Origin of the sequence: Streptococcus mitis (assembly GCF_001579045.1) — a bacterium.
In the GTDB taxonomy this organism is placed as follows: Bacteria; Bacillota; Bacilli; order Lactobacillales; family Streptococcaceae; genus Streptococcus; species Streptococcus mitis_D.
Window position 1 is genome coordinate 344822 of record NZ_KQ970261.1, and the last position, 23522, is coordinate 368343.

Consider the following 23522-nt stretch of genomic DNA (forward strand, 5'->3'; position numbering starts at 1 on the left):
CTATCTAAAATAAGGTCATGTAAAAAGCATGGATACTATTGACCAAATTGGTAAAGGCATTTAACCAGAGCAGGACAGAAAGTCCATAGCGCTTTTTACGAAAAGCCTGTGCTCCTGCAAGCAAGCAGACCAAACACAGCATGGCTGTGAAAAAACCAAATATACTACGTTCCATTAGACTTCCTTTCTCTTGCGGTATTGGATGGTAAAATCATAAGGATTTTTCTCATCTTTGGTATAGGATTTGCTTGAAACTGTCTCAAAAAGAGACAAATCAAACTCCTCAGGGAAATAGGTATCTCCCTCCACCCGAGCATGAATTTGAGTCACAATCACTTCGTCAAGGTAGGGTTCAAAAGCCTGATAAATTTGCTTCCCACCGATAATATAAAGATTCTTTTCTTGAGCCTGATACCAGTCCAAGACAGACTGGATATCGTGAAAAGTAACAACCCCGTCTAGCTTTTCTTCCAAGTTACGTGTTAAAATCAAGGTCTCCCGTTTTGGAAGCAGGCGACGCCCTATCCCATCAAAGGTCACACGCCCCATCAAGATAGCATGATTCAGAGTTGTTTCTTTGAAGTGTTGCATTTCTGCTGGCAAATGCCAAGGCAGACGATTGTCCTTACCAATCACACCCTCTTCATCCTGGGCCCAAATAGCTACGATTTTCTTAGTCATGCTTCCCTCCTTTTTACTGATAGTACTATTTTATCAAAAAAGTCAAAAAAAGACTGGTTTGGAATAGCTTACAGAATAGAAAAAATCTGTAAGATTCATCCTACAGATTTTTATATGATTATTCTATTTCTTACAAACCAGGTGCTTGTCCAAGTTCTGCCGCAATCATCCAAACTGTTTTCTCAAGTTCAGCCTTAGCACCAACAAAGATATCGTTTGTAACATCATCGCCTTCTTCGTCAGTCACATCCAAGGCTTTTTGGAAAAGAGTGATGAGATAACGATAAACATCTAGGACACGTTCCAAGCTTTCTTCAACATTACGGTATTCACCAGCTTCTTCTTCGATTTCACTATTTTGAAGGAATTCTGTCAAAGTAGAGAATGGGCTACCTCCAAGTGTAATCAAACGTTCACTGATTTCATCCAATTGACCATCAAGAGCATCCATGTACTCATCCATTTTTGGATGCCATACAAGGAAACCACGACCACGCATGTACCAGTGTACTTGGTGCAAAGCAATGTGAGCTACATACAAATCAGCAACAGCTTGGTTCAATACTTCCTTTGTTTTTGCCAATGCTACTGGCGCTGCTTTTGTCAATGATGTTACGTCTTTTACTGCTTCTTTTTTCAATTCTACCATTTTAATTACCTCGTTCATTATTTTTTTGTAAGCACCTCTTAGTGATTACCCTATTAGTATACTACTAAGAAAAACCAATAGCAAGCCAAATGTCTCATATGAGAAAAGTTGCAATAGACTGATAATTTAAGAATTATTTAGAAGACGAAAAGAGGCTTGGATGCTTATAGTCAATGGAAATCCATCAGCAAACTAGGAAACTAAACCCAGCTTGACCAAAACACTGTTTTGAGCAGCCTGCGGCTAGTTTCCTAGTTTGCTCTTTGATTTTCATTGAGTATAAGATTCATTTCCGAGCAAGTTCTTGAATTTACTCGAGGATAAACTATCATAAAACAAAGAAAAAGAGGGTGCTACTATCACATCCCTCTTTCAAATCATCGCTTAATACCAAACGCTGACATCTACGCGCCCTTGGATTCCTTTCATGTATTCAGAAGAGGTATATTGCCAACCTTTTTCTCCTGAATAATGAGGGTTTTCCCATTCTAAAGCATTCGTATAGGCCGCTACCCAGTTTACATGTTTTAAAATATCTGGGTGTTTTAAACGCGTCTGTAATAAACTACGATAGCTATAGACATACACATTTTGATAACCCGCCTGCTTCATCGTCTCCATGTACTTGTTGATGATCTTAACCCAAGTACCTGTATCACTCGGAGCACGCTTACTTTTATTCACATACTCCCAGTTCTCAACATCATAGTAGATAGGGTAAGACAAGTTCATATTGTATTTCTTCAGAAGTTCGATGGTCTGTTCAGCGTCATTCTCAGCATCGGTCTCATTTTCAGCATAGGTATAGAGATAGACACCATAAGGAATGCCCAGACGGTTTAACTCCTTAATGTTATGCGCCAATTCCTTGTCTTCTTTACCGCTATAACCTAGACGAACAATGACACCATCTACTTCATTTTCGTCAATAACCTTTTTCCAATCATTGATACGACCATTGTGTTCACTAATATCAATAATTTTCTTAGCATGTTCGGTTCCTACTTGTTCTTCTCTATTATTAAAGAAATAGCGTTTACCATCTTTGTGAACCCAGCCGACATTCAAATCTTTCTTTTCTTTGAGCTCACCAGAAGCCGCAAAGATATAGCGAGCACCATCCATAATCACTTCGTCAGTCGCCATGGCACCACTTCCAGTCAAATAGTAGTTACCTTGCCACTCATTCCGAGCCATATAGCCCCACTTCTTGAAATAGTACCATTTGCCGCCCACTTTTTGCCACTCTTGGTTGGCATAAGTTCCATCGGATTTTAGATAAAAATAAGCAGAATAAGCCGGATCATAAAGCCATTCATTTTGCATCATGGCACCTTGACCATTCAAGAAATAACTTCCTTGCCATTGGCTTTTAGCCATGTAACCCCACTCCTTGAAGTAATACCACTTATTTCCAATCAATTGCCATTCTTGATGGGCATAAGCCCCATCTGACTTGAGATAAAACCAACTCTTGTAATTATTGTCATAGATCCACTCGTTTTGGGCCATATATCCACCTGATTTCAGGTAGTAATTTCCATGCCATTCATTCTGCGCATAACGACCATCTGAATTAATATAAAACCAAGCCTTATAGTAGTTGTCAAAAATCCATTCACTTTGAGCTTTAGAACCATCAGCCTTTACATAATAATCCCCATCCCAGTGGGCAGAGACACTGTTTCTCTGTTCATTGCTACTAGTTGATGAAGTTCCTGTTGATAGACTAGATTTTTCTGAAACTGTGCTTCCACTTGTTTCATCTGCCGCAATTCCTGAAACTCTTGCGCCAAGTAAGCAAAGACTTGCTAGCCCTATACATACAATTTTTGTTTTCAATCTTTCCTCTCCTATAAAAAATGGAACAGGCACCTGAATGCTGTTCCACCTAGCTTTTGCTACTTACTGATTATTTTACAAAGTCAAGCAAAGCCAAGAAGCTTTCAGCTTCAAGTGACGCACCACCTACAAGGGCACCGTCAACGTCTGGACAAGCCATGTATGAAGCAACGTTCTCAGGTTTAACAGAACCACCGTATTGAACACGAACTTTGTCTGCCACTTCTTGACCAAAGTCAGCAGCTACAACGTCACGAACAACTTTACACATTTTTTGTGCATCGTCTTGTGAAGCTGATTTACCAGTACCGATAGCCCAGATTGGCTCATAAGCGATAACTGATGCAGCAACTTGTTCAGCAGTCAATCCAGCCAATGCAGCAGATACTTGAGCACCTACAAACTCAGCAGCTTTACCAGCTTCGTAAGTTTCAAGTGACTCACCACAACAGATAATTGGAAGCATACCATTTGCAAAGATTGCTTTTGCTTTTTTGTTGATATCTTCGTCAGTTTCATGGAAGTAGTCACGGCGTTCTGAGTGCCCGATAACAACATAATCAGTACCGATTTCTTTCAAAACTTGTGGGCTTGTTTCACCAGTGAAGGCACCTGCATTTTCAAAGTAGCAGTTTTGAGCAGCAACTTTAAGGTTTGAACCTTTTGCAGCAGCAAGAACAGTTGTCAAATCAAGAGCTGGAGCTGCGATACCTGCTTCAACAAGATCTGACGAAGGAAGTTTTGATGCAACTGCTTCAACAAATGCTTTAGCTTCTTCTGGATTTTTGTTCATTTTCCAGTTACCAGCGATAAATGGTTTACGTGACATTTCACATACCTCGTTTTTCAATTTATTTTCTATTTATTTTATCACAATTATACACAGCTTGCAAATCTTACTCGGATTTCAAGCCTGCTTCCAACGATTAATCCTTCCAGAGATCCATGGCATTTCTGAAATCTACAGACACCTGTGTCAACTGAGAATTGCTTGCTTCTCTTTCTGCCCGCTTGGCCTCGATTTGAGCCACACTTTTGATGCCTTCATGGCGCCAATTTCTCAAAATCGCCTGGATGTACTTCCAGTTTGCTTTTCCATTTAAAACAGCTTCACGAAGAGCTTCCTTAATCAGATCAGCACTGGTTCCATCGTCCTTTAGTGTCTTAGTCAAATCCTCAATTTCAAAAGGTGTCAACAAGCGTCCCAATTCCTGCTGGAAGGTTTCTACCAAATCCTTGAGCTGATTTTGAGGTGTCAACTGGTCTGAACTTGAATGAGCGACTCCAAGCAAGGTATCTAAGCGTTCCAAGGCCAAACTAGCATCAAAGAGCAATTCAATTTCGCCATTCAATTCGATAGTACGATACTGGAGCAGTCCCCTTTCCGTCAGATTAGAAATGGACTGGTTGACATCCGAAATTTCCTTGCCAATCCTTTCGGCAATCTGGCTTGGGGACATTTCATCTAAGCCTGTCGTATTTTGCAAATAGAAAAATTGCCAAACCAGAAAATCGTCGCTAGAAGGAAAGAGTTCCTTAAAATGCAAGAGCAGGGCACTCGGTAAAACCAAGTTCCCTGATTTAAAAGCGTCTAAATATGTCATAATTCCTCTTATAAATACCCATATGCAGATGCATCATCTTCTATCTTTCTCCAGTCAAAAGGCGTCTCCTGATAGACCGCATAGTTCACCCAGTTACTGAAAAAGAGAGCTGCCGATGAAGACCAACAAAGACAAGGTGTCTGATTAACATCATCATCCTTAAAGTAATTTTCTGGAACATGTGGGTCTAAACCTGCATCACAATCCCTAAAATACTCTTTTGCCAAGGTATCACGGTCATACTCCAAATGCCCAAAACTATAAATTTCACGTAAATCACGGCTAGCCAAAATCGAAACCCCAACCTGAGGTCCTTCTGATAAAATCTCGAGATTGGTTTTGTTTAAGACCTCTTCCTTAGAAATCTCCGTGTGCCGTGAATGAGGAGATACATAGCTATCGTCAAAGCCTCTAAAGAGAAGGTGCCCTTCTTTTAAAGTGTCCTGAGGATAAATACCTGATAACTTACTGTCCATCTGGTATTTTTCTACACCATAGCGCAGATAAAGACCAGCCTGAGCACCCCAACAGATATGAAGAGTCGAATAGACATGGGTCTTGGACCACTCAAGCACCTGACTGAATTCCTCCCAATAGTCCACTTCCTCAAATGGTAAATGCTCAACTGGAGCACCCGTGATGATCATCCCATCAAAATACTCATCCTTGACTTCAGGAAAAGTTTTATAGAAGGTCTCCATATGCTCTGAACGAGTTGTTTTAGAACGGTGGCTCTCCATATAGAGAAAATCAATATCCAGTTGTAGGGGGGTATTAGCCAAGTGGCGCAACAACTGGGTCTCTGTGACCATTTTCTGTGGCATGAGATTTAAAATTAAAATCTTCAAGGGACGAATATCTTGGTGGGCAGCACGTTGATCATCCATGACAAAGATATTCTCTGTCCGCAAAATCTCAACAGCTGGTAATTTTTTATCAATTCGAATCGGCATAACCCTCTCCTAACTGTACTCTTTCAGGAATCATTGCATATGTTTGAAATTAAAACTCAAACACTTGTTCCCTTTATTATACTGTAAGAAGATATAGTTTTCAATTATAGTTTTTCTCTAACTAGCTATAGTCTATTTTTATATCCTAATGTAGAGAAAACAGCCCTAGGGACTGTTTTTCATTAATAATGCATGAGAACTTTGTAATCGTAGTCACCGATTTTTTCACGGCCATTCAATTCATCCAATTCAACAAGGAAGGCACAACCTGCTACAACACCACCAAGTTTTTCAATCATTTCGATAGTTGCCTTAACAGTTCCACCTGTTGCCAAGAGGTCATCTACGATAAGAACACGTTGACCTGGCTTAATGGCGTCAGCATGCATAGTCAAGGTATCAACACCGTACTCTTTTTCATAGTCAGCAGAAATAACTTCACGTGGCAGTTTACCTGGCTTACGAACAGGCGCGAAACCAATTCCCAACTCAAAGGCAACTGGACAGCCCACGATAAAACCACGAGCCTCAGGTCCCACGATCATGTCGATTTTCTTGTCAGTAGCGTACTGAACAATTTCACGAACAGCGTAACTATAAGCATTTCCATCAGCCATCAAAGGACTGATATCACGGAAGGTAATCCCTTCCTTTGGATAATTTTCAATTGTTGCAATGTAATCTTTTAAATTCATCTTTTTCTTTCTTTCAAAGTTTTTACTCTCTATTATAGCATATTTTTTAAGAAAGAAAAAAGGAAAAGTTAACTTCAATGATTATCTAACGATTTGACGGTTTATGACTAGCCACAGCAATAAAGCCCAAGTTCTTTTTATTCTTATTAAACATTTTATACATCGTTAAAAACTGCTTTCTATTCTCCTTTTTACAAGCATTTACACAAATTTTCAAGGTTCCTAGCCAACCTTCGTCATAAATCATACCCGATAATTTCATTAATGTCATTTCACCAGTCAATACTTTCACATCACAATAACCTGATTCTATCATCACCTGTTCCCAACCATCTTGAGTTAAAGGACCTACATTTACATGAATTGCTTGTGATAATTCCTGTCTGACAGACTCTTTAGCTTCCTTAAGAAGCACATCATGTGTCAGGAGAAGACCTTCAGGTTTTAAAACCCTTAGATATTCCATTACACATTTTTTCTTAGCTTGATCGGCTTGCATAGTCAGCATAGCTTCATTTATAACAATATCAAAACTAGCATCTTCATAAGGAAGTTTCATTGCATTTGCTCTTTCAAACCTGATCAAATGACCAACACCTGCCGTTTCAGCAGATTTTTTAGCCACTTCTAAAGCTTGAGCATCCATATCAACAGCAGTTATCTTACAACCAAAACGCTGTGCCAACTCAATTGCTGTAGTTCCCCTATTACACGCAACCTCTAGTATTCTCTTTTCTTTTGAAAATCCTCCTTCCGCAATTAACCAATCTGTGGCACGTTTTCCACCTGGGCGTAAGCGTTTTTTCCCCAGTTTTGCTAAAAACTTATGACCTGCTTCTGACATTTGAACACCTCTGTTTTTTCTTCATTATAACATAAAATGATATTATCTGACAATTCTAATCTATTATTTGATAAACTAGAATCAAAAGCATACAAACCACCATGACTATAGCATAAATTTATTATTACCTCTCTAGTTCGAATTCAACTCCTCCCATCATTTACACATTCAGGTTACGACTATTTTTGTACTTTGGAATCGCTCTCATCTTCATCCACTCTACGAACCTCCACCTTTCTGTTCGTAGAGCCACGATTTCGCTATCCCTTCTTCTGCCGATTCTTATTTCCAGCGTCAGACTGAGAATCGCTAAAAGCTTCATTAGTAAGTGGTATCCACAAATAATACTCAATGGAAATCAAAGAGCAAACTAGGAAGCTAGCTGCATACTGTACTTGAGTACGGCAAGGCAAAGCTAACGTGGTTTGAAGAGTATTACAAATCCAGATATACGACATACCCGTCGTACATCAAAAAACGAGTACTTTCGTACTCGCTTCTCTTTTATAAACTACTGATTAAAGTGAGTTTACGTCAACTTTGATACCAACACCTTGAGTAGTTGTGATAGTCAAGTTTGTTACGTAAGTTCCTTTAGCTGTAGCTGGTTTTGCTTTTTGGATTGTTTCGTTGAAAGCTTTGAAGTTTTCAACCAATTTTTTAGCTTCAAATGATACTTTACCGATGATTGCTTGAACGTTACCTGCACGGTCAGCACGGTAAGTGATTTTACCACCTTTAGACTCTTCAACTGCTTTAGCAACATCCATTGTTACAGTACCAGTTTTAGGGTTTGGCATCAAGTTACGTGGTCCAAGGACACGTCCAAGACGTCCAACAAGAGCCATCATGTCAGGTGTAGCGATAACTACGTCGAAGTCCAACCAACCGTCGTTGATTTTAGCAACAAGGTCATCTTCACCAACAAAGTCTGCACCTGCAGCTTTTGCTTCTTCAGCTTTTGCACCACGTGCGAAAACAAGAACGCGTGAAGTTTTACCAGTACCGTTTGGCAATACCATTGCTCCACGGATTTGTTGGTCAGCTTTTTTAACATCGATGTTCAAGTTGTAAGCAACTTCTACAGTTGCGTCAAATTTTGCAAAGTTAGTTTCTTTTGCAAGTGCTACAGCTTCTTCTACGCTGTATGCTTTTGTGCTGTCGATTTTCTCAAGAGCAGCACGAAGTTGTTTGCTTTTTTTAGCCATTTTCTATTCTCCTTGTAAGTGGTTCAATCGATTTTCATCTCCCACGTCACTTCTCGAAATGATGAAGTCTTGCGGGTTTTCAGTCTATTACTTTCCTTTTCCTACGGCCTTAAGTTCCCTTGCTGTACCCAAGTACAAGCATCAGTCACTTGCCTAGTATGAAAAGCAACTAATAGACTGCTGTGAGATTTTCTACTGTGTTATTGATTAGTCAACAACAGTGAATCCCATAGAACGAGCAGTACCTTCGATCATACGCATTGCAGACTCTACGTTTGCTGCGTTCAAATCTGGCATCTTAGTTTCTGCAATTTCTTGTACTTGCGCACGAGTAACTGTAGCAACTTTAGTTTTGTTAGGTGTACCTGATCCTTTTTCAACACCTGCAGCTTTTTTCAAAAGAACAGCAGCTGGTGGTGTTTTAGTGATGAAAGTAAATGATTTATCTTCGTAAACTGAGATAACAACTGGAATGATCATACCAGCTTGGTCAGCTGTACGAGCGTTGAACTCTTTTGTGAATCCCATGATGTTGATACCAGCTTGACCAAGAGCAGGTCCAACCGGTGGAGCTGGTGTAGCTTTACCAGCAGGGATTTGCAATTTTACAAGTTTTTCGACTTTTTTAGCCATTTTTAAATCCTCCTTTGTGGTTTTGGCGGTAATTAGAGATTTTTACCTCCCACAAGTATGCTTTTCACATACTCATCTATTATACACTATTTATCTGGAATTGCAAGAGAAAAGTTTATTTTTTAATCGACGTAATCTCCGCCTTCAAAGCCATAGTATTCTTCCAAACTGAGACCACTCTCAGCAATTTCTTTTGCTTCTTTTCCTACATAACGTAGGTGCCATTCCTCAGCCATATAGCCTGTTTCCTTTTCCTTACCTTTGAGATAACGGACAACAAAGCCATAATCAGCCGCATGGTCCAAGAGCCATTGGGCCGCTTTTTCTTCTGTCACCAAATCACCATTTGTCCCAATCACATCAAAGGCCAAGCCAGTTTGGTGCTCGCTATAGCCAGGACGGGCAGAATAACGGTCGGCAGCTTCTTTCCCATCTTGATTGACATAATCTTGATAGAGCTTGGTCTGAGTTTCATAACTTCTAAAGCCACTGTAATGATCGCTGATTGGGAAACCTGCCTCTTGCATGGCTTTGATGAGCTTGACCAACTCTGCCTTGGCTGTTGGATTTTCCCCTGGATTGTAGTCTTTCGACAATGGATAGTGTTTATTGGCTACGATGATTTCATCGTATTTCCCTTGAATGCTGTAATAGTCTCCTTTGTTAACCACTTCTGCTTTCTTCTGGGCAGTTCCTTGAGACTTACTTCCGACTGTTCCATCAGCTTTTGCTGTCTGTTCTGTCTTAGCTTCTCCAGCTTCATTTTTTGCTTTTTCTTGTGAACAAGCTGCTAGACTCAAGGCTAGCAAAGCTGTCAAGACAAGGTATCTTTTTTTCATTTCTACTCCTTTATTTCTAATAGTTTATCTACTTCTGACGATAAACATTCGACTAATCTTTCAATTTCATCCGATTTTGCTTGGCAGGTTTCTGCTGTCATTTCTTCAAAGGGAACCCACCAGACTGGACCACGTCCATTGAAACCATAACCATTCATATCACCTCTTCGTCTAGGAAACAGATGCCAGTGGAGATGGGCATCGCCATTTCCTAGCAGTTCGATATTCATTTTCTCAGCAGCAAAGGCCTTAGCAACCGCCTCTTGGACCACACTCATTTCTTCTAGAAAACGGAGTCTTGTCTCCTTTTTCAAATGGTGCAATTCGGTAACGTGTTCCTTGGCTAGAAAAAGACTATAGCCTGCAAAATACTGGTGATCTCCAATTACAAGATAGCCTGTTTCCAGTTCTCTCACAAAGTAGGGATTTTCCCCAGCCTTGATGAGCTCAATTCTCTGGCAAATCATGCACATATTAGTCTACCAATGCGCTCTTAAGATAAGCATCAACCATACGCTCCGTTGCGACAACTGAGTCAATATGGGTACGCTCATAAGAATGACTAGACTCGATACCCGCACCAAGAAGGGCATGCTTGACCTCTGCCCCTGCAGACATGGCTGCTGAAGCGTCCGAACCATAAAATGGATAGATATCCAGATTAAATGGAATATCTTGCTCTTTCGCTAAAGCAACCAAATGTTGACGGAAATCATAGTGATAAGGACCTGAAGCATCCTTGACACAGATAGACACTGTATATTCATCTGTCTGCTGGTCATCGCCCATGGCTCCCATGTCCACAGCCAGATATTCCACTACCTGAGCAGGGATATTAGAATTAGCACCATGCCCCACTTCTTCAAAGACTGAAAAGGCAAAATGGGTTGTTACTGGCAACTCAATCTTCTCTTCCATATAAATACGAAGCAGGTTAAGCAAAATCGCTGCGCTGACCTTGTCATCCAAATGACGAGACTTGATAAAACCTGTCTCTGTCACGACAGTTCGTGGATCAAAACTGATAAAATCACCGACCTCAATCCCCAAGGCACGAGTTTCTTTTTCATTGGTTACTTTGGCGTCCAAACGCACTTCCATATTGTCCTGGGTACGTTCTGCAGTTCCTGCATCCTTGTAGACATGGCAAGAAGTTTGGTGGATGAGGATGGTGCCTGATACTTTTTCACCTGTGCTAGCCACATGAACGATACAGTTTTCTCCTTCGATCATGTTCCAAGGGAAACCACCGATACGATCCAATTTAAGACGGCCGTCTGGTTTGACAGCACGGACAATAGCACCCAGCGTATCTACATGGGCAGTCACATAGCGGTGTTGTTCATCATTTTGACCTTTAATGGTCACATTGACACCGCCCTTGGCTGTACGAACTGGCTGATACCCAAAACCTTCTAGAGTCTTGACTAAATAGTCCGAAATCTCACGAGTGAAGCCTGTTGGCGATGCGATGGCTGTTAGTTCTTTGATATATTCTACTGTTTGATTCATTTCTTCACCTCTTTTGCTACCTATTATAACACATTTATCATCGGATAAAAAAAGAAAATCACTCCTGTAGACTTGGCTACAAAAGTGATTTTATACTCAATGAAAATCAAAGAGCAAACTAGGAAACTAGCCGCAGGTTGCTCAAAACACTGTTTTGAGGTTGTAGATGGAACTGACGTAGTCAGTATCCTATACATACGACAAGGCGACGTTGACGCGGTTTGAAGAGATTTTCGAAGAGTATTAGTGATTATTCCATTTCAAAAACATCACTTTCTTGCTTGTTTGGTAGAACCAATGAGAGCAAGATTCCGACAATGGCTGGTACCAACCATGGGAGAGATGCCTTGGCAAAAGGAAGAGCGTTGACAAGGTTTGCAAGAAACTCAACCTTAAACGAGCTTCCTAGTACGCTTGCAATGGCAATAGCTGTAACCACAGCAATTGTCAACTGCATACCTGGTTTTGAAAGGGCAACAAATTTGTTGACAATGACAATCATAACGATGGCAATCGTGATTGGGTACAAGATAACCAGTACAGGGATTGAGTACTTGATAATCGCATCAAGACCCAAATTAGCAATGGCAAATCCAATCAAGGTAAAGGCTGTCGCATAAACCTTGTAGCTGATTTGTGGGAAGCGTTCATTAAAGAACTCAGCTGTAGACACAATCAAACCAACCGTTGTTGTGAAGCAGGTTACGGTAACCATAGCTGCAAGGAAGAGTTGAGCTGTTGAGCCAAAGATTTCTTGAGTGGCTTGTGACAAGATGTAAACACCTGGTGTTCCACCCTTCATCGCTTCAGCTGGTACTGGGAAATGATTTCCAAGGAAACCTAAACCGATGTAAAGGGCGCTGAAAGCAAGGGCAACAACGATACCCACCACCCAAATAGTTGAAATATATTCTTTCTTACTTGAAAATCCAAGTTGTTTCAAGGTTTGTACTGCGATTACACTGAAGGCAACTGAGGCAAGGGCATCCAAAGTATTATAACCTTCTAGGAAACCTGTACCAAAGGCAGAAGCTTGATAAGTAGCTGACGCAGCTTGAGGACTTGTTCCGCCGTATTTGATAGCTCCTAGAACAACCAAGATAACAATCAAAATCGCAAAGACTGGTGTTAAAATACGGCCGATACGGTCTAAGATTTTTGATGGATTAAGCGAAATTAGATAAGCTGCTGCAAAGTAAAGAACCGTAAAAACAATCAAACCAAGACCTTTATTTGCATCCGACAAAAGGGGGCTAATCCCTACTTCGTAAGCTGTTGTAGCTGTACGTGGGATGGCAAAGAATGGACCAATTGACAAGTAAAGAACTGAGAGGTAAAGAGTCGCAAACCAAGGCGCTATCTTTGTAGAAATCTCGTAGATATATCCTTTAGGATTTAGCGTTCCAATAATAAGAGTCAAGACGGCAATACCGACACCTGAAAAGACAAAACCTGCGATGGCAGGAAGAAAATGTTCTCCAGATAGAGCACCTAGAGAAGGCGGAAAAATCAAGTTCCCCGCACCAAAAAATATTCCAAACAGGAGCAAACCTGTTAGGGCACCTTTTTTAGCCATGAAAATCTCCTTTATATTTATAAAATACTGACCTAGTATATCATGAATAGGAGTATGAAAAAAGCTTCACGAAGTAAATATTGAATGTTTTCAAGATTCTTAAAAATGAGAATTATCTAAAAATAAAATCTCCTACCTAGTCCACACCAAGTAGGAGAAAATTCTAATGTTTACAGTTCTTCAAAGGCCGTCATGCCACCTTGTACATTGATAACCTCATAACCTTGTTCAGCTAGAAACTGACAAGCACGCGCCGATCTCATTCCAGATTTACAAATAACATAATGTAACTGGTCCTTATCCAACTGATCATAGGTATCAGCCAATTGACTAAGTGGCAGGTTGTGGGCGCCTTCTAAATGAAGAGCTTCAAACTCATCCATTTCTCTCACGTCCACTAGAGAAAGTTGGTCGTTTTGGTAAAGCTGGTAAAATGCGTCAAAGGTTATTTCTTTCATTCTTTTTCTCCTAATACTCTTCGAAAATCAAATTCAAACCACGTCAGCTTCGCCTTACCGTAGGTATGGTTACTGACTTCGTCAGTTCTATCCACAACCTCAAAGCAGTGCTTTGAGCTGACTTCATCAGTTCTATCCACAACCTCAAAGCAGTGCTTTGAGCTGACTTCGTCAGTTCTATCCACAACCTCAAAACAGTGTTTTGAGCTGACTTCGTCAGTTCTATCCACAACCTCAAAGCTGTACTTTGAGCAGCCTGCGGCTAGCTTCCTAGTTTGCTCTTTGATTTTCATTGACTATAAAATGGTTTTAATTCTTTTTTTCAAATCTGGCACCACTTCTGACTCAAACCAAGGATTTTTGGCCATCCAGATTTGATTTCGCGGTGAGGGGTGAACTAACGGAAAATAGGTTGGCAAGTAGTTCTGGTAGTGTTTTACCCGTTCTGTCACCTTGCCACTGACTTTCTCCTGTAAATAGTAGGCTTGGGCATATTGCCCAATCAAGAGGGTCAACTGAATATCGGGCAATTCTTGCAAGAGCTGCGGATGCCATTTTTCGGCAAAGCCAGCTCGAGGCGGTAAATCACCTGACTTGCCATGCCCTGGAAAGTAGAAATCCATGGGCAACACCGCAAAATAACCTGAATTGTAAAAGGTATCTTCATCCACACCTAGCCAGGCTCTCAGGCGGTCACCACTCTTATCTTTCCAGTAAAGGCCCGCTTCTTGGGTTTTAAGTCCCGGAGCCTGACCGATGATATTGATGCGAGCAGTCTTTGGCGCTGCAAAGAGAGGCTCGATGCCACGCTTTGTATAGGTAGCATTCTGCGGATCTGCCATAATAGCCTGCTTGATTCTTTCAATTTGAGACATCTACTTTCCCTCCAAAAAGAAGTCTAAGCATACAATCTCAGACTTCTATCGTTTTATTTGATCAATTCATAAATAGCTTCGGCGTAGATTGCTGCTGCTCGGAAGAGATCATCCAAGGCGATAAATTCATTGGCTTGGTGCATGGTGTCAATTGAGTCTGGGAACATAGCACCATAGGCAACTCCGCGTTCTAGCAAGCGACCAAAGGTTCCACCACCGATGACTTGCTCGTGACCTTGAAGACCAGTTTGTTTTTCATAAACATTCAACAAGGTTTGCACAAGTGGATCTTCCATTGGCACATAGTGAGGGGTATGACCGTGCTCAGAAAGGCTAACAGAAGCAACTGGCAAGTTTTCAAGGATTGACTTGATTTGCTCTGGACTTGTTCCTTTTGGATAGCGGATGTTGAGGGCAATGGTATTATCAGCACTTGTTTCATCAAAGCGGAAGACACCAGCATTCATAGAAAGGGCACCCATCTTTTCATCCACATGAGCAATCTTGAGATTTTCACCCTCATGATCGTTCAAGAGAATCTTACCAGCGATGTCAAGGTAGTCTTTGGCTGGTCCTGCAAAGTCAAACTGGCTGAGGAAAAGGGCAAGGTAAGTCGCACCATTGACACCTGAAGCAGGCATAGCACCGTGGGCTGATTTACCAATAATCGTCACCTTGTATTGACCGTTTTCTTCTTGGAGTTCTCCTCTAAGTTTGTGTTCTACAACAAAGGCATCTAGTTTAGCTTGCAAGTCAGCCAAACCACCTGAAACGACAGCTGTTGCTGATTCTGGTACCATGTTTTCACGCAAACCACCTGTGAAGCTGTGAAGACGGGCAACACCTGCATTTTCACCTGCAAAGTGAAGGTATTCCGTGATATTTCCTTTTTCACCATTGATGATAGGGAATTCAGCGTCTGGAGAGAAACCAAAGTCTGGCTTGGCAAGTCCTACGTGCTCAAAGTAGTAGTCCATATCTGCCCAACCTGATTCTTCATCTGTTCCAACGATGAAACGAACTTTCTTAGAAGTTGGAAGGCCCAATTCTTTGATGATTTTCAAGCCATAGTAACAAGCTGTTGTAGGTCCCTTATCATCAGAAGCCCCACGCGCATAAAGGCGACCGTCTTTGATAGTTGGTGTGTAAGGGTCTGTGTCCCAACCGCTACCAGCCGGCACCACGTCCATGTGGGCAAAGATTCCGAGAACTTCTTCTCCATCACCAAACTCGAAGTGTCCTGCATAATTGTCGACATTCTTAGTTGGATAGCCATCACGGTCTGCGATTTCAAGGAATTTTTCCAAGGCTTTGACAGGCCCAGGCCCAAATGGATGCTCAGCATCAACCTTGCTATCATCACGTTCTGAGTTGATTTCCAAAAGGCTAAACAAGTCAGCCAAGAGGTCTTCTTTGCGTTTTTCTACTTCTGCTGTAAAATCAATTGCTGTCATTTTTTTCTTCTTTCTATCTTTTCTCGATGATTTCATCCACTGGCAAGCGGTAGCTTGGTTCCAATTTTTCGTCTGTGTAACCCACTGTAATCAAGAGTTCTGGGCGGAAGCGGTCTTCGATATCCAAAACTTCGTTGACTTTTGATTTGTCAAATCCAAGAGTCATATTTGATCCAATTCCTTGGTCTGTAAGAGCGAGAATCAAGTTCATGGCAACTAAACCTGCATTGAGTGCTAGGTAGTCGCTGACTTGTTGTTCATTGTAGCGGGCAAATTCAGCTGGCAAATTTTTCATGAAGTATTGAAGTTGTTCTTCTGAGAAATTGTTAGCACCGCCAACTCGGGCAATCTTACGAGCACGTTTAGCCAAATCTGTGTCTGTAAACAAGGCAATAGTTACAGGCGCTGATGATACCTGTTCAAAGTTTGAACCGTAAGCCAATTTTGCCAGTTCAGCATTTTTCTCACGAACGACCACAAATTTCCAAGGCTGGCTGTTGTGGGCACTTGGTGCCAAGGTTGCAATTTCGATAGCCGTACGCACATCTTTTGGATCAACAGGCTTGTCAGTGAAATGCTTAGTCGCATGACGTTTTTTATTTAATTCAAGAAATTTCATAATCGATTTCCTTTTCTAATTCTACTGCTTCCATTCTACCATAATTTGAAAGAGCTTGCAGGGATTTTTCATAGAAATAAACTGGAACAAGGATAAGCAACCAAATGAAGAAAAGCATTTAAATCAGGAATCCCCTCATCCAGTTCCAATTAATTTTCAGTTACTTAAAGAAACTAGTCTATCTTATATTCTGACTTTATAATCTCCAAGAAATCTTTCACATCCTCTACATACCCATGCTTTTCTATTAAGCTGGCTAAGAGTTCCAGATTGTGCCCCTGATAGTTATCGTCACGACGCAGTTCTTCATACATTTCGATAAAGGGAAGTCCCTTGGATTTAGCCAATTCCAACTCCGCTTCATAATCATAAGCGACTTTACGAAATAGGATATTTACCAATTCCCCATCTTCAACTTCTATCACGGCATACTGGGCACGGTGATTTTTTAACGCATCCCAATTAAAATAGGGCATGCCAATCGACCCTGGATTGATGATTTGTTGCCCTTGACTGCCGTAACGAAGCAACTGCTTGTGGACATGACCATAGACTGCCACGTCGGTTTCCGCATCTAGCAGTTGGTCAAATTTATCTGTATTATTCCCAACCAGTAGATCCCCACCATAGTTTTTGTCAGGTAAATTATGAGAGATAGAAAAGCGCAGCCCCTCAACTTCTTTCTTTTCCAGCAAAGGCAAGCTTCGTAGCCAGACAATCGTTGCAGGATCCATTCGCTCCATCAAAAACTGGGTCATGCGCATTGACTGAATTTCTTTCGGATCTTCCAAACCATATTCGCCATCCAAGACCTCAAGGACACGATCATCCCAATTGCCTCGAACACTTGCTGTGATAGGAAGGTCCTTTAGCAGGGCGACTAAGTCATTTGCGCCTGGACCAGGAAGAAAAATATCTCCCAGAAGCCAGTATTCACTGACTCCTTGATTTTTAGCATCTGCAATCACTGCTTCTAGCGCCGTCGCATTGCCATGAATATCTGATAAAATTGCGATTTTATGGTTCATTGTGGTTTCCTTCCGTTTGATAATCTACTCTTTCTTCCGCTACCTGAGCCAATTCCACTTCTTCCTGCGGGTTCAACTTCCTCTGCACAGCTTCTGCGACCGCTCTAGGCACACCAACTTCGACAATCTCATCCACACTGGCTTCCTTGATTTTTGTCAGAGACTTGAAATGCTTCATAAGATTTTGCTTGCGTTTAGGTCCCAGACCGTCAATTCCATCCAGTTGTGATGAAAAGGAATTTTTGGAGCGCAGTTGGCGGTGGAAAGTAATGGCAAAGCGGTGCACCTCATCCTGAATGCGTTGGAGGAGGAAAAATTCCTGAGAATTGCGAGACAACTCCACCACCTCAAGCGGATCTCCAAAGAGCAATTCATGGGTTTGGTGCTTGTCATTTTTTTGCAGACCTGCAATTGGAATATCCAAGCCCAGCTCCTCTTGGATGACTTGCTTGGCGATATTGACTTGACCTTGTCCTCCATCAATGACAATCAAATCTGGAGGAGTCAAACCGTCACGCTGTACTCGACCATAGCGCCTACGAATGACTTCTCGCATACTGGCATAATCGTCTGGTCCAACGACAGTCTTGATTTTATACTTACGATAATCCTTCTTACTTGGTTTGCCGTTGACAAAGACCACCATGGCTGAAACAGGACTGGTCCCCATGATGTTGGAGTTATCGAAAGATTCGATACGAACTGGGGTTGGGATTTGGAGCAAGCGTCCTAGATTTTCAATAGCACCTTGGGTCTTTTCGACAGATTTCTCTAGCAGATTGAACTTCTGCTCCAGACTAACACGAGCATTTTTTATGGCTAGATTGACCAGTTGTTTTTTCTCACCACGCTGGGGCTTAAGAATCTTGGTGTCTACCAAAGCCTTGACAGCTTCTTCGTCAATATCCTGCGGAATCAGCACCTCATTGGGAACTAGATGGGATTTTTCTTGATAAAATTGTCCTACATAGGTCAAGAAATCCTCATCCGGATCGTTGTAGTAGGGAAAAAGATTGACATCGCGCTCAATGAGCTTACCCTGACGAACAAAGAAAACCTGAACACACATCCAGCCCTTGTCCACATAGTAGCCAAAGACATCGCGATTTTGGAGATCCTTGGCCATAACCCGTTGCTTGGTTCGAAGCGTTCCAATGGCCTGAATTAGGTCACGGTATTCCGCCGCACGTTCAAATTCCATAGTCTGAGCTGCCGCTACCATTTTTCCCTTGAGATCATCAATGATTTTGTCATCCTGCCCTTTTAGGAAATCAGAAACCTCCTGGGCCATGGACTTGAAGTAGGCCTCATCCTTCTTACAGATGGTGTGAGCCATACATTGGCCGATATGGTAGTAAAAACAGACCTTAGACGGTGGATTGGTGCACTTGCGAAAAGGGAAAATCCGATCCAGTAGTCGCTTGATTTCATTGGCCGCCCCCACATCTGGATAAGGTCCAAAGTAGAGACCTCCGTCCTTCTTGACCTGACGAGTGATAATCAAGCGAGGATAGCGCTCATTGGTGATTTTGATGAAAGGATAGGACTTATCGTCCTTGAGCATGATATTGTACTTGGGCTTGTTTTCCTTGATCAGGTTGATTTCTAGGAGAAGTGCCTCAATATTGGACTCCGTAACGATAAATTCAAAATCCACAATTTCAGACACCAGAGCTTCCGTCTTGGTATCATGACTTCCACGGAAATAGGACCGCACGCGGTTACGCAGATTTTTAGCCTTTCCTACATAGATAATGGTGCCGTTTTTATCCTTGTGAATGTAGCAACCAGGGCTGGTCGGCAAGAGCTCTAGTTTTGATTTAATCAAGTTGTTCATAGTTCCATTATAGCAAAAAAGTAGGGAAAGATTGGTCCTTACTCACTAGTCTCATATATTTTTCGAAGGTTTGCAACATCCTCTTCCTGGATACCATAAAAAGAACCTGCAGGTTGCATCACAGACTTCTCATCTGTATGGTCCAAGCCAATCGCATGCCCCAACTCATGTTCTGCCGTATGGACAAGGCGCTCATATGAATAGCCATAGTCAGGATTGGACAGATAGTAGTGATTCAACCGCACCGTGACAAACAAGAATTGCCCCGTTAAGAGATTGGTCTGACTTTCCGCCTCTCCTGCCACAGGAGTGCTTCCGTCATTCATCTCCGTAGCCAAGATATCCGCCTTGCTGGACTCAGTCACAAGTTTAAAGTTAAAAGCACCAGTTTGATTCCAGTTCTGGATTGCTTCTACATAAGCTTCTTGAAAGCGTGAATCCATCTGCGGATCCAAGTAAATACGAGCAGAAGCCTGTGGCCATCTTCCTTCAGAATGCTGGTGGCTATCTGTCTGGTTCAACTTAGGCAGTTGCCCTGTTCTTTCCCATTGGTCGATACTTTGTTGACCAATCTTAACTGACCGTTCTGCTTGCTTTAGCGCTCCTTGAAAATCCCCGTTCAGATACCAGAGAAGACCGAAAGCAAGCGCACATAAGAGCACAACTATCCAAACCAGGCGCCAAAACAAACGCCACACAAAAGAAAAGAAAGCCCCTATCAAACGAAAAATCCAGCGCATGTCTCTCCACCTTTCTAGCAAATAAACTTTATTTTACTAAAACAAGCTGAAAGAAAGCTAAATACTGGCTTTTTCATCTTATCGTCCTAATATTTTTTTGAATAACTGAATAGCTTTGTATTTTAAAGGCGATGGATGATAACGGAAAGTTCCTGCTTTACGTACAATATAGCCATTAAAATTTTGTTTAAAACGCAAAACACCATCACTACCATCAAAAATCCCTTGAATGCCTAGGAAGTTGTATTTAGGTATTCCACGTTCTATACTTTCCAACATAACATATTTTTGAAGCAGTGCAGGGGCATAGAACTTATTAAATTCAGTGTAGGAACCACTAAAGAGGTAAGTCGTTTCCTGAGGCATATAAACAAATAAACTCCCGGCTAAAACAATATCTTCTTCTCCATATTTTTCAATCAAGTCTCGCGCTTCTGCTTTGCGAACTTCAAACGTTTCAAATTGACTAGAATATTCTCTCAGTTGATTTTGTTTTTTCTCAGAATGAGGATTTTTACTCAAATCAAGTCGCAACTTGTCCAAGATTTCTTCTAGTTTACTTTGTTCACCTTGCAATTTGCTCATATAGTCCGAAAAATTCAAGCTTGCTATGAGAAACTCCGCTTGTTCTCCAAAAGCATCATAAAAATGCTCATAATATTCTAAACTTTTATCACTATATTCTCTACGTTCAGAGGTCTCTTTTGTGATATTCTTAAAAATCGATAGTTCTTCACGTTTTAACTTTTTCAACCGAATGCCAAAAGTTTCAGCCTTTTTCACCAAGGGTTTACCCTTTTTACTAAAACTTTTAAGCAAATTCTTTTCAGTTAATTCAGTCAAATCTTTATAGTATAACCAATCTGGTTCTCCACCTGGATAACCTCTTGTCAATCCATCAAATTGATAACCTAAATCAGTTAAACCTTGAATCATACTTTTTTTCTCAGTATCTATTGGATTACCTTGGCTATCAAAAGTTTGATAAGTTTCATAAGGTTTTACAAGCAACTCTAATACACCATTTTGCTTGGCATATTCTTTTAACTCTTCATAAAAAACTGGAAGAGCATCTTGTTGGGTATAAATCGGCCCCGAATTGATCTCCATATGCAGACCACCCAGCATGGGTAAGCTATAAACCAGAGCTGCAACTTGAATTTCTCCTTCTTGTTTCAAAGCAAGATAAACAATTCGAGCCCCTCTTTTTTCTAGCAAATCCCCCATCTGGACAGATTGCATAAAGGAACGAGAAGAAACCTGATCAGAATAAGCCTGAAACTCTTCTTTCGTGAGTGTAATTAGTGCCATATACTTACTTTCTATGTTTTTTTCTTAATGTTTTACGGAAATCAAGAGCAAGTCTTAACAGAGGATAGAGAGGATGGGTAGGCATTGTAAATTCACCCAAGTATTCTTCAATCGTTGGATTAAATTTTTCCTTAAAATGATACAGTCCACCATTGAGAGAGTTTTCAACACCACCTAAATTTTGCCAGACCATACCTCGCTCAAAGGCATAGCGAGTCGTTTCATACCAAGTTAAAATTGGTGCATTGTAACGTTTAAAATCATCATCCATACCAGCATATAGATTGACAGAGGTAGTACCAAATTCCAAACTCAAAGTAGCCGCTAACGGAATGTTTGATTTTCCCATATTCATATATCCCTGCAAGAAATCTATTTCCTCTTCTAAACGTTCTTTTTCCTTCTTCTGCGCTTCTACTTTTGAAGTTCGAGTCGACTCAGTAAAGGTCTTTTCCAAGGCTCTGTTTTTCGCTAACTGTTCTTCTAATTCTTGCGAACGTTTAGAGACATCCAAGGTTGCCAAGGTGATATAGGCCTTGTCCTTAAAATTATCTAATAACTTTTTATAATAGGCTTCATTCCTCAAATGAATCTCTTTCCGCTTCTCGGTTTTTTTCATCAAAAAGGAAAAAGACTCCAATAATTCAGTTCCACCAAATTGAATCTCTACCCCCTTATTCCGTGCTGTTCGAATAGCCTGTTTTGTTGACTTGGAAAGTTTATCTTCTTCAAAATTTTCCTTGTATATTTTCGCCTGAATACGAGGTTGAATGGTGTCTCCCATTTCCTCTGTTTTTCCTGACCACCTTACTCCCATTTGTTGCAAACTATCAATAATAGCCAGATTTTCAGGAAATTCTGTTTTTTCCTGATTGATTAAACTTTGAGATAGGCAAATACTTGGATCAAAAGTCACAAAAACCGCTCTCTTGCTACGAGCATAGGACTTAATAGACTGAATGACAAAATTCAAGAGTTCTGTATCCCCATAATCCAATATAGGTCCTCTTGGGATGTAAAACATTTTATAGCCTAGCGGAAGAGTTCTAATCAAAATACTAGCTGTCGCCAGTAATTTTTCTTCCCTGTAAACACCAAACTTCTCATGTTCCCAGTCAGACTTAACTTCTTCCCAAGCACTACTTTGTAATACATTGGCTAATTCATGGTCTTTGACAAACTGATCATATTCTAATGCGGGAATGCCAATTTGATAACGGTACATTTCCTACTCTCTTTCCTCCAGTATCTTATTACTATTCTACTACTTTCGTTTAAAAAGTCTAGTGAAAACATATTTTATTTTAGTTCTACTCCCCCTATACTGAAGTTCAAACTAAGTCAATCTCTCTTCTAATTTGAAATCAATCGGTAGGGTTGCTAGAAACCGTTCCAATTGTTTTTCCCAGTAATACCATTCGTGATTTCCAGCACTATGGCTATAGGTCACATCAAAGCCCAGCTTTTTGAGGTTTTTCACTGCGAGATTATTGGCTTTATACAAGAAATCCTGCTCGCCACACCAAGCCCACAGCTTGGTCTTTTTATCCGATTTTTTAGCCAAACTTTCAAGAGAATAAGGACTAGCTGTCCAATCTTTAATTTCCCCAAACACGCCTCTCCAATAAGCTGGTGTTCCCAAATCTTGGCTTTCGGGAGAAAAATCTTGAAAACTAAGGGCGCCTGAAAAACTAGCTGCGTGAGAAAAACGATTTGTAGCAAGAGCCAGTTTAAAGCAGCCGTAGCCTCCCATAGAGAGGCCAGCGATAAAGGTCTTTTCACGCTTACTAGTCATATTAGGGAAGAATCGTTTCAGAACCTGTGGCAATTCCTCTGCTAGAGCTGTGTAATAGTCAAAACCATACTGGGTATCGGTATACCAACCATTGCTGGTATTGGGCATGACAACGATGAGATTAGTCCCCCGAAGCAAGCGTTCTACATTGGTCCGCTTGAGCCAACTATTATGATTGCCAGACATCCCGTGCAAGAGGTACAAGACGGGAATGTCTTTACACTCTGGTTCTTCCACTCGAGTGGCATCTGGGTAAAGAACATTCACTCCCCACTCCATATCCAAGACTTGTGAGTAATACTCGATTTTCATTACTGCCATAATTTTTTCCTCTATTTTTCTATAAGAAAAAGCCGAAATTTGACTTTC

General features: G+C 41.1%; 27 protein-coding genes. 1 reads left to right on the forward strand and 26 read right to left on the reverse strand.

The genetic code is table 11. From position 1 onward, the window contains the following. Positions 1–4 precede the first annotated feature (4 nt). The 14 genes from SMIDD28_RS01590 to SMIDD28_RS01655 all read right to left on the reverse strand — a co-directional run bounded on the left by SMIDD28_RS01590 (position 5) and on the right by SMIDD28_RS01655 (position 11460). The gene (locus SMIDD28_RS01590; RefSeq protein WP_000442260.1) at positions 5–175 is read right to left on the reverse strand and encodes a hypothetical protein; all 171 of its coding nucleotides are present in this window, start codon (positions 173–175) and stop codon (positions 5–7) included. Next, a complete protein-coding gene (locus SMIDD28_RS01595; protein WP_061424213.1) occupies positions 175–681 on the reverse strand; it encodes a dihydrofolate reductase in 507 nt (168 codons plus the stop codon). The genes SMIDD28_RS01590 and SMIDD28_RS01595 overlap by 1 nt, the downstream gene beginning before the upstream one ends. Before the next feature lie 130 nt (positions 682–811). Beyond that, a complete protein-coding gene (locus SMIDD28_RS01600; RefSeq protein WP_061424214.1) occupies positions 812–1330 on the reverse strand; it encodes a Dps family protein in 519 nt (172 codons plus the stop codon). Positions 1331–1714: 384 nt separating this feature from the next. Continuing rightward, positions 1715–3205, reverse strand: a complete 1491-nt coding sequence (gene lytC / locus SMIDD28_RS01605; RefSeq protein ID WP_081103173.1) for a choline binding-anchored murein hydrolase LytC — start codon at positions 3203–3205, stop codon at positions 1715–1717. A 37-nt stretch (positions 3206–3242) separates the two neighbouring features. Beyond that, positions 3243–4001 carry a triose-phosphate isomerase gene (gene tpiA, locus SMIDD28_RS01610; protein ID WP_000087893.1) on the reverse strand — a complete coding sequence of 253 codons (759 nt, stop codon included), beginning with the start codon at positions 3999–4001 and terminating at the stop codon, positions 3243–3245. 97 nt (positions 4002–4098) lie between these two features. Beyond that, on the reverse strand, positions 4099–4776 hold the full coding sequence (locus tag SMIDD28_RS01615; protein WP_061424216.1) for a DnaD domain-containing protein: 678 nt from the start codon (positions 4774–4776) through the stop codon (positions 4099–4101). 8 nt (positions 4777–4784) lie between these two features. After that, on the reverse strand, positions 4785–5729 hold the full coding sequence (gene metA / locus SMIDD28_RS01620) for a homoserine O-acetyltransferase MetA (RefSeq protein ID WP_061424220.1): 945 nt from the start codon (positions 5727–5729) through the stop codon (positions 4785–4787). A gap of 182 nt (positions 5730–5911) precedes the next feature. Further along, positions 5912–6424: an adenine phosphoribosyltransferase gene (locus tag SMIDD28_RS01625; protein WP_001049318.1), complete on the reverse strand. Its 513-nt coding sequence runs from the start codon at positions 6422–6424 to the stop codon at positions 5912–5914. Between the two features lie 85 nt (positions 6425–6509). Next, a complete protein-coding gene (locus SMIDD28_RS01630) occupies positions 6510–7268 on the reverse strand; it encodes a class I SAM-dependent methyltransferase (RefSeq protein WP_061424221.1) in 759 nt (252 codons plus the stop codon). Between the two features lie 518 nt (positions 7269–7786). Further along, the gene (rplA, locus tag SMIDD28_RS01635; RefSeq protein ID WP_061424223.1) at positions 7787–8476 is read right to left on the reverse strand and encodes a 50S ribosomal protein L1; all 690 of its coding nucleotides are present in this window, start codon (positions 8474–8476) and stop codon (positions 7787–7789) included. 207 nt (positions 8477–8683) lie between these two features. Beyond that, positions 8684–9109: a 50S ribosomal protein L11 gene (rplK, locus tag SMIDD28_RS01640; RefSeq protein ID WP_001085807.1), complete on the reverse strand. Its 426-nt coding sequence runs from the start codon at positions 9107–9109 to the stop codon at positions 8684–8686. A 122-nt stretch (positions 9110–9231) separates the two neighbouring features. Continuing rightward, positions 9232–9948, reverse strand: a complete 717-nt coding sequence (gene ldcB, locus SMIDD28_RS01645; protein ID WP_061424224.1) for an LD-carboxypeptidase LdcB/DacB — start codon at positions 9946–9948, stop codon at positions 9232–9234. Between the two features lie 2 nt (positions 9949–9950). Continuing rightward, positions 9951–10421 (reverse strand): HIT family protein, encoded by a 471-nt coding sequence (locus SMIDD28_RS01650; RefSeq protein ID WP_061424226.1) that lies wholly within the window; start codon positions 10419–10421, stop codon positions 9951–9953. 1 nt (position 10422) lies between these two features. Beyond that, positions 10423–11460, reverse strand: a complete 1038-nt coding sequence (locus tag SMIDD28_RS01655; RefSeq protein ID WP_061424227.1) for a M42 family metallopeptidase — start codon at positions 11458–11460, stop codon at positions 10423–10425. Positions 11461–11559: 99 nt separating this feature from the next. Here SMIDD28_RS01655 and SMIDD28_RS12375 point away from each other — a divergent pair, with 99 nt between their 5' ends. Then, a complete protein-coding gene (locus tag SMIDD28_RS12375; protein WP_268810471.1) occupies positions 11560–11685 on the forward strand; it encodes a hypothetical protein in 126 nt (41 codons plus the stop codon). Positions 11686–11710: 25 nt separating this feature from the next. Here SMIDD28_RS12375 and brnQ read toward each other — a convergent pair whose 3' ends face one another. The 12 genes from brnQ to SMIDD28_RS01715 all read right to left on the reverse strand — a co-directional run bounded on the left by brnQ (position 11711) and on the right by SMIDD28_RS01715 (position 23474). After that, complete coding sequence (brnQ, locus tag SMIDD28_RS01660; protein ID WP_061424228.1) at positions 11711–13036, reverse strand: branched-chain amino acid transport system II carrier protein; 1326 nt, start codon at positions 13034–13036, stop codon at positions 11711–11713. Positions 13037–13206: 170 nt separating this feature from the next. After that, on the reverse strand, positions 13207–13494 hold the full coding sequence (locus SMIDD28_RS01665) for a rhodanese-like domain-containing protein (RefSeq protein WP_061424229.1): 288 nt from the start codon (positions 13492–13494) through the stop codon (positions 13207–13209). Then, positions 13491–13787 (reverse strand): hypothetical protein, encoded by a 297-nt coding sequence (locus SMIDD28_RS12015; RefSeq protein WP_061424231.1) that lies wholly within the window; start codon positions 13785–13787, stop codon positions 13491–13493. Before SMIDD28_RS12015 ends, SMIDD28_RS01665 begins: the two co-directional genes overlap by 4 nt. A gap of 3 nt (positions 13788–13790) precedes the next feature. After that, complete coding sequence (locus tag SMIDD28_RS01675; RefSeq protein WP_061424232.1) at positions 13791–14369, reverse strand: uracil-DNA glycosylase family protein; 579 nt, start codon at positions 14367–14369, stop codon at positions 13791–13793. Between the two features lie 53 nt (positions 14370–14422). Then, positions 14423–15823 carry a dipeptidase PepV gene (gene pepV / locus SMIDD28_RS01680; protein WP_061424233.1) on the reverse strand — a complete coding sequence of 467 codons (1401 nt, stop codon included), beginning with the start codon at positions 15821–15823 and terminating at the stop codon, positions 14423–14425. A gap of 13 nt (positions 15824–15836) precedes the next feature. Beyond that, complete coding sequence (locus SMIDD28_RS01685) at positions 15837–16442, reverse strand: nitroreductase family protein (protein WP_061424234.1); 606 nt, start codon at positions 16440–16442, stop codon at positions 15837–15839. Between the two features lie 173 nt (positions 16443–16615). Then, positions 16616–17470, reverse strand: a complete 855-nt coding sequence (locus SMIDD28_RS01690) for a metallophosphoesterase family protein (RefSeq protein ID WP_061424235.1) — start codon at positions 17468–17470, stop codon at positions 16616–16618. After that, entirely contained in the window at positions 17460–19307 is a 1848-nt protein-coding gene (gene uvrC / locus SMIDD28_RS01695) for an excinuclease ABC subunit UvrC (protein WP_061424237.1), read from the reverse strand. The genes SMIDD28_RS01690 and uvrC overlap by 11 nt, the downstream gene beginning before the upstream one ends. Positions 19308–19345: 38 nt before the next feature. Further along, positions 19346–20047, reverse strand: a complete 702-nt coding sequence (locus tag SMIDD28_RS01700) for a M57 family metalloprotease (RefSeq protein WP_061424239.1) — start codon at positions 20045–20047, stop codon at positions 19346–19348. A 78-nt stretch (positions 20048–20125) separates the two neighbouring features. After that, the gene (gene murN / locus SMIDD28_RS01705) at positions 20126–21358 is read right to left on the reverse strand and encodes a peptidoglycan bridge formation alanyltransferase MurN (RefSeq protein WP_061424241.1); all 1233 of its coding nucleotides are present in this window, start codon (positions 21356–21358) and stop codon (positions 20126–20128) included. Between the two features lie 4 nt (positions 21359–21362). After that, the gene (locus SMIDD28_RS01710) at positions 21363–22583 is read right to left on the reverse strand and encodes a peptidoglycan bridge formation alanyltransferase MurM (protein ID WP_061424243.1); all 1221 of its coding nucleotides are present in this window, start codon (positions 22581–22583) and stop codon (positions 21363–21365) included. A gap of 111 nt (positions 22584–22694) precedes the next feature. Further along, the gene (locus SMIDD28_RS01715; protein WP_061424244.1) at positions 22695–23474 is read right to left on the reverse strand and encodes an alpha/beta hydrolase; all 780 of its coding nucleotides are present in this window, start codon (positions 23472–23474) and stop codon (positions 22695–22697) included. Between the last annotated feature and the right edge of the window lie 48 nt (positions 23475–23522).

What these genes read in the sequence shown, in the direction of transcription:
- SMIDD28_RS01590 (WP_000442260.1), bottom strand. Translation starts at nt 175, where the DNA reads ATGGAACGTAGTATATTTGGTTTTTTCACAGCCATGCTGTGTTTGGTC.
- SMIDD28_RS01595 (WP_061424213.1), bottom strand. Translation starts at nt 681, where the DNA reads ATGACTAAGAAAATCGTAGCTATTTGGGCCCAGGATGAAGAGGGTGTG.
- SMIDD28_RS01600 (WP_061424214.1), bottom strand. Translation starts at nt 1,330, where the DNA reads ATGGTAGAATTGAAAAAAGAAGCAGTAAAAGACGTAACATCATTGACA.
- tpiA (WP_000087893.1), bottom strand. Translation starts at nt 4,001, where the DNA reads ATGTCACGTAAACCATTTATCGCTGGTAACTGGAAAATGAACAAAAAT.
- SMIDD28_RS01615 (WP_061424216.1), bottom strand. Translation starts at nt 4,776, where the DNA reads ATGACATATTTAGACGCTTTTAAATCAGGGAACTTGGTTTTACCGAGT.
- metA (WP_061424220.1), bottom strand. Translation starts at nt 5,729, where the DNA reads ATGCCGATTCGAATTGATAAAAAATTACCAGCTGTTGAGATTTTGCGG.
- SMIDD28_RS01625 (WP_001049318.1), bottom strand. Translation starts at nt 6,424, where the DNA reads ATGAATTTAAAAGATTACATTGCAACAATTGAAAATTATCCAAAGGAA.
- SMIDD28_RS01630 (WP_061424221.1), bottom strand. Translation starts at nt 7,268, where the DNA reads ATGTCAGAAGCAGGTCATAAGTTTTTAGCAAAACTGGGGAAAAAACGC.
- rplA (WP_061424223.1), bottom strand. Translation starts at nt 8,476, where the DNA reads ATGGCTAAAAAAAGCAAACAACTTCGTGCTGCTCTTGAGAAAATCGAC.
- rplK (WP_001085807.1), bottom strand. Translation starts at nt 9,109, where the DNA reads ATGGCTAAAAAAGTCGAAAAACTTGTAAAATTGCAAATCCCTGCTGGT.
- ldcB (WP_061424224.1), bottom strand. Translation starts at nt 9,948, where the DNA reads ATGAAAAAAAGATACCTTGTCTTGACAGCTTTGCTAGCCTTGAGTCTA.
- SMIDD28_RS01650 (WP_061424226.1), bottom strand. Translation starts at nt 10,421, where the DNA reads ATGTGCATGATTTGCCAGAGAATTGAGCTCATCAAGGCTGGGGAAAAT.
- SMIDD28_RS01655 (WP_061424227.1), bottom strand. Translation starts at nt 11,460, where the DNA reads ATGAATCAAACAGTAGAATATATCAAAGAACTAACAGCCATCGCATCG.
- SMIDD28_RS12375 (WP_268810471.1), top strand. Translation starts at nt 11,560, where the DNA reads ATGAAAATCAAAGAGCAAACTAGGAAACTAGCCGCAGGTTGCTCAAAA.
- brnQ (WP_061424228.1), bottom strand. Translation starts at nt 13,036, where the DNA reads ATGGCTAAAAAAGGTGCCCTAACAGGTTTGCTCCTGTTTGGAATATTT.
- SMIDD28_RS01665 (WP_061424229.1), bottom strand. Translation starts at nt 13,494, where the DNA reads ATGAAAGAAATAACCTTTGACGCATTTTACCAGCTTTACCAAAACGAC.
- SMIDD28_RS12015 (WP_061424231.1), bottom strand. Translation starts at nt 13,787, where the DNA reads ATGAAAATCAAAGAGCAAACTAGGAAGCTAGCCGCAGGCTGCTCAAAG.
- SMIDD28_RS01675 (WP_061424232.1), bottom strand. Translation starts at nt 14,369, where the DNA reads ATGTCTCAAATTGAAAGAATCAAGCAGGCTATTATGGCAGATCCGCAG.
- pepV (WP_061424233.1), bottom strand. Translation starts at nt 15,823, where the DNA reads ATGACAGCAATTGATTTTACAGCAGAAGTAGAAAAACGCAAAGAAGAC.
- SMIDD28_RS01685 (WP_061424234.1), bottom strand. Translation starts at nt 16,442, where the DNA reads ATGAAATTTCTTGAATTAAATAAAAAACGTCATGCGACTAAGCATTTC.
- SMIDD28_RS01690 (WP_061424235.1), bottom strand. Translation starts at nt 17,470, where the DNA reads ATGAACCATAAAATCGCAATTTTATCAGATATTCATGGCAATGCGACG.
- uvrC (WP_061424237.1), bottom strand. Translation starts at nt 19,307, where the DNA reads ATGAACAACTTGATTAAATCAAAACTAGAGCTCTTGCCGACCAGCCCT.
- SMIDD28_RS01700 (WP_061424239.1), bottom strand. Translation starts at nt 20,047, where the DNA reads ATGCGCTGGATTTTTCGTTTGATAGGGGCTTTCTTTTCTTTTGTGTGG.
- murN (WP_061424241.1), bottom strand. Translation starts at nt 21,358, where the DNA reads ATGGCACTAATTACACTCACGAAAGAAGAGTTTCAGGCTTATTCTGAT.
- SMIDD28_RS01710 (WP_061424243.1), bottom strand. Translation starts at nt 22,583, where the DNA reads ATGTACCGTTATCAAATTGGCATTCCCGCATTAGAATATGATCAGTTT.
- SMIDD28_RS01715 (WP_061424244.1), bottom strand. Translation starts at nt 23,474, where the DNA reads ATGGCAGTAATGAAAATCGAGTATTACTCACAAGTCTTGGATATGGAG.